This window comes from Wolbachia endosymbiont of Mansonella ozzardi (assembly GCF_020278625.1).
In the GTDB taxonomy this organism is placed as follows: Bacteria; Pseudomonadota; Alphaproteobacteria; order Rickettsiales; family Anaplasmataceae; genus Wolbachia.
Genome location: NZ_JADAKK010000070.1, coordinates 1 through 3745, shown reverse-complemented (window position 1 = coordinate 3745; position 3745 = coordinate 1). Strand labels below are relative to the sequence as shown.

3 protein-coding genes, 1 tRNA gene and 1 pseudogene are annotated in these 3745 nt (G+C 36.5%); 4 read left to right on the top strand and 1 reads right to left on the bottom strand.

All coding sequences use genetic code 11. The features are described 5' to 3' along the window. Positions 1-351 precede the first annotated feature (351 nt). Together IHO40_RS05390 and IHO40_RS05385 are read left to right on the top strand one after the other, a co-directional pair. Positions 352-585: a hypothetical protein gene (locus IHO40_RS05390; RefSeq protein ID WP_225537113.1), complete on the top strand. Its 234-nt coding sequence runs from the start codon at positions 352-354 to the stop codon at positions 583-585. A gap of 355 nt (positions 586-940) precedes the next feature. Further along, complete coding sequence (locus IHO40_RS05385) at positions 941-2119, top strand: hypothetical protein (RefSeq protein WP_225537112.1); 1179 nt, start codon at positions 941-943, stop codon at positions 2117-2119. A 120-nt stretch (positions 2120-2239) separates the two neighbouring features. On the opposite strand, the pseudogene IHO40_RS05380 reads toward IHO40_RS05385, so the two are convergent. Then, positions 2240-2867, bottom strand: a pseudogene (locus IHO40_RS05380) (integrase core domain-containing protein); the annotation flags it as partial. A 97-nt stretch (positions 2868-2964) separates the two neighbouring features. Here IHO40_RS05380 and IHO40_RS05375 point away from each other — a divergent pair. Continuing rightward, positions 2965-3037: transfer RNA gene (locus IHO40_RS05375), tRNA-Lys, on the top strand. A 17-nt stretch (positions 3038-3054) separates the two neighbouring features. After that, positions 3055-3745, top strand: a 691-nt coding sequence (gene nuoF, locus IHO40_RS05370; RefSeq protein WP_225537111.1) for an NADH-quinone oxidoreductase subunit NuoF, incomplete at its 3' end; no start/stop codon positions are given.

The window sequence follows — 3745 nt, the reverse complement described above, 5'->3', positions numbered from 1 at the left end:
TTCGTTTCTATTGGATGACGTTATAACTTTTTTCTACTTTCGTCTGTCCCCTTTCCGTGTAGTGGGATTGGTATTACATTAATTATTCTATAATATATATTGTTTATTAATAAATCTATACTATAATAACCACTTTTATTAAGATAGTATTATGACATATCACTTAACATTTACTTCTCAAACGAACAACATTCCATAGACAATGGTAGTAATGAGTTCTCGGTAAAAGATAAAGAAGGCAACAGATTTATCATTACCGCAGATGGCAACCAAAAGGGAAAGTTTTCTTTTTGTAAAGATGGCGGTAGTGAGTGTAAGTTTACTCAATACTATGCAGCTAAAGATCCAAAAATGTGTAACAAGCTTTCTGATATTGACAGTGCTGACTATATAAACGTTATTATGGAAGGATATGATAAAGAATATTTCCAAGGCATAATATTAGGTGAACTAAATAAGTGTAATATTGATTACGCAGTAGTGGATGATGGCAAAACGCAAAATGTGCTGCACAGTCTCTCAATGGATGACTATACAATACAGGAAGATGCCAATATACCTACTTTAGAGGATCTTACAATCTAATCTCATTATACTATTTGTATACGCAAGAGCTTTCCTGGCTCCAGTATCCGTTACTTGAATGATACCTATCATTCCAGTACGTGAAGCTCTCTTCTAGGAATTTTATTAAGTTGGTGAGCATAAAAGTAGCTGTTTTAGTTAAAATACAGTATTTTAATTATTATGGAAAGAATGGATCCTAATTTCAGCTACTTGGATAACACTCTCCTACCAGATTCAAATCAAAATGTTCGTACAAATGTACGTCAAGCGCTGGAATAACAAGCCTCAAGGAGTTTATGTAAAATCTAGTATTCACGGAAATTACACTTTTTTCATGCATTTTATGTTTTTTTTATAATTAATGGAGAGTGATATGACCACTGGTTTGACATTTTATAAAAATTCACAAAGGCAAGCAGCAGATAAAACTTCAGATCTTAATGAAACTAAAGTCATAGTTTACGAAGACGGTGGAGGCAACAAATATATTTTGGATGCCTCAGGTATTTCCAATCTGAGTAACATTGATGATATTAAGTTAAGTAATCTGCTAAAGGCAGAGGTAAAATTTAAATACCATCCAAGTGATGGTAAAGAAGCTGAAAAAAAAGGACTTGGTAACATTATAGGTACATTATTTGCTATAAAGAATTCTAGCACTGCTAATAGTAAAACAATTCTTGAAAAAGAAATAGCAAAAGAGCCTGTTGTAGATGCTATATTTAGCATAAAAGAAAATGCTGGAGACGCAAAATCAATTTTTGCAGAGGAAATAGCAAAGAAAGTAGATGTTACGGGAGCTATACTTGGTGCAACAGACGTAGGTGGCAAAAAATCAATTTTAGTGGAGAAATTGGGAGGATTTCTTGCTAGTCGAGATGAAGTAAAGTATGATAGTGCACAGAATTCACCTAATCAAGCAGCAAAAGCTTTCTTAGAAAGTAAAGGCCTGGCAAGTGCATCAGATGCAGCTACTCAATTACTTGATGATGACAATGAAACTACATTAGCAACAGCAGTATTGGATGTAAAAAAAGATGCCACTAATCCTACACTGGAAACAGCTCTTGCAGCTAATAGAACTTTACAAAATGGTGTAGCAGGCAATTTGGCCTTAAAAACAGCTGTAGCAGCTGATGAGGGATTTCGAAGTGCTGTAACAAGCACTTTAGCAAAACCAGCAGATATAGCAGCTGTTCCAGCTTTGCAAAATGCTGTAGCAGGCAGTGACACCTTAAAAACAGCTATAATAACTAATACGGCGTTTCAAGATGCTGTAGCAGGTAAAAAAGTTTTACACGATAGTGTAACTACTCGACTACTTACTGGTAACAATACAGGTAAATTAGGAACAGCGATTTTGAATACTAAAAGTACTGATGACAAAACGTTAGTAGAACAACTTGCACAAATCCCTGATTTCAAAAATGGTACTAAAATCCAGGCTAATGCTGAAGATCTGGTTTTCCAAAGCGCTGTAAGAGACGTAATGTCAAAACCAGTCTTTGATATTCCAACAGACGCAAGTGAACCACTTAATTGGGAGTGGTAAATCGGGTAGTGACACTTGACATGTCATTCCACGCACCTTTCTTGTAAGTGCACTTTCCTTGTCATTCCAGCGTGTGACGCTGGAATGACTTTGTTACACGGCAACCGAAAAACCTAGCGGCTACTGACAAAATTCATTATAAAGTAGGTATTTAACTACCGAAGAAAGAATATGCCACAGAAAATGAAAGTCGGTAATCCAAAAGAAGATGTATGGTCTAGGAGTGTAATGGTATAGGTTTAGTATAACAATTCCGGAGGCTTTGTCCACTGCAAACATGTAAATTCAAAAAGGGTAAGACCCTTAAGAATTTTGAGTCTTTTAGTGCAATTGTAGGCCACAACAAAGTCGTAAAGATGCTCTTTGAGTTGCTGATGTGACCGGTAACAATACTTATTAACGTGGCATTTTTTAAAGTCCTATTCACATGCTCAACTTGCCCATTCGTCCAAGGATGGCTAACTTTTGTTATATGATGTTTCAAGTCATTCTCTTCACAAACCCTATAAAATATGTGTTGAAACGCGTTCTTATGGCATTTTTGTTGGTACATTGTATGCTGTTATCTGTCAAAATAGTGTGGATTTTATATGGTAAAATTCTCACGTAAAAACTCAGCAGCTATGGGTTTTGTAGCACTTTTATGCAGCTTAACATAGGTGAATTTGCATGTTCTATCTATTGCAAAAAACAAATACAACTTTCCTTCCTCTGTTCTGACTTCTGCGATATCAATATGAAAATAGCCTGTAGTATGTATAATTTATTTAATTACATATGAAAATTTTAGTTTGATTAAACGGATAAAAGCTGTATTACTGTTTAATATAACTGAGAAATGAAATGATCCCGTAGCTCAGCCGGTAGAGCAACTGACTTTTAATCAGTGGGTCGCGCGTTCGATTCGCGCCGGGATCACTAAGGTTTCAAAAGCCATGGTGAAAGAACAAGACAAGGTATTCACTAATTTGAGTGGTAAAGGAACTCCACTACTTAGGGATGCAAAAAAACGTGGTAGTTGGCAAAAAACAAAAGAACTACTGAGTTTAGGGTCAGAAAAAATCATTGATGAAGTAAAAAAATCTGGCTTAAGAGGTCGAGGAGGTGCAGGATTCTCTACCGGCCTTAAGTGGAGCTTTATGCCCAAAAATCCTTCAAAAGAACAACCAACATACTTAGTAGTCAACGCAGACGAGTCAGAGCCAGGTACATGCAAAGACAGGGATATATTACGATACGAGCCACACAAGCTACTTGAAGGTATTCTTCTGGCTGGGAGAGCAATCTGCGCGTCAGTTGCGTACATTTATATTAGGGGTGAGTTTTATAATGAATATTTAGTTCTAAAAAAAGCACTTGAGGAAGCCTATAAGGAAGGCCTGATTGGAAAAAATGCCTGTAAATCGGGCTATGACCTTGATGTATTTATACATAGGGGAGCAGGAGCTTACATATGTGGAGAAGAAACAGCTCAGCTTGAATCAATTGAAGGAAAAAAGGGCTTTCCTCGTATGAAGCCCCCATTTCCTGCAGATATTGGGCTTTTTGGCTGTCCAACCACGATAAACAACGTTGAAACTATAGCTATGGTTCCAGATATTCTTCGTCGTGGAGGAGAGTGGTTTG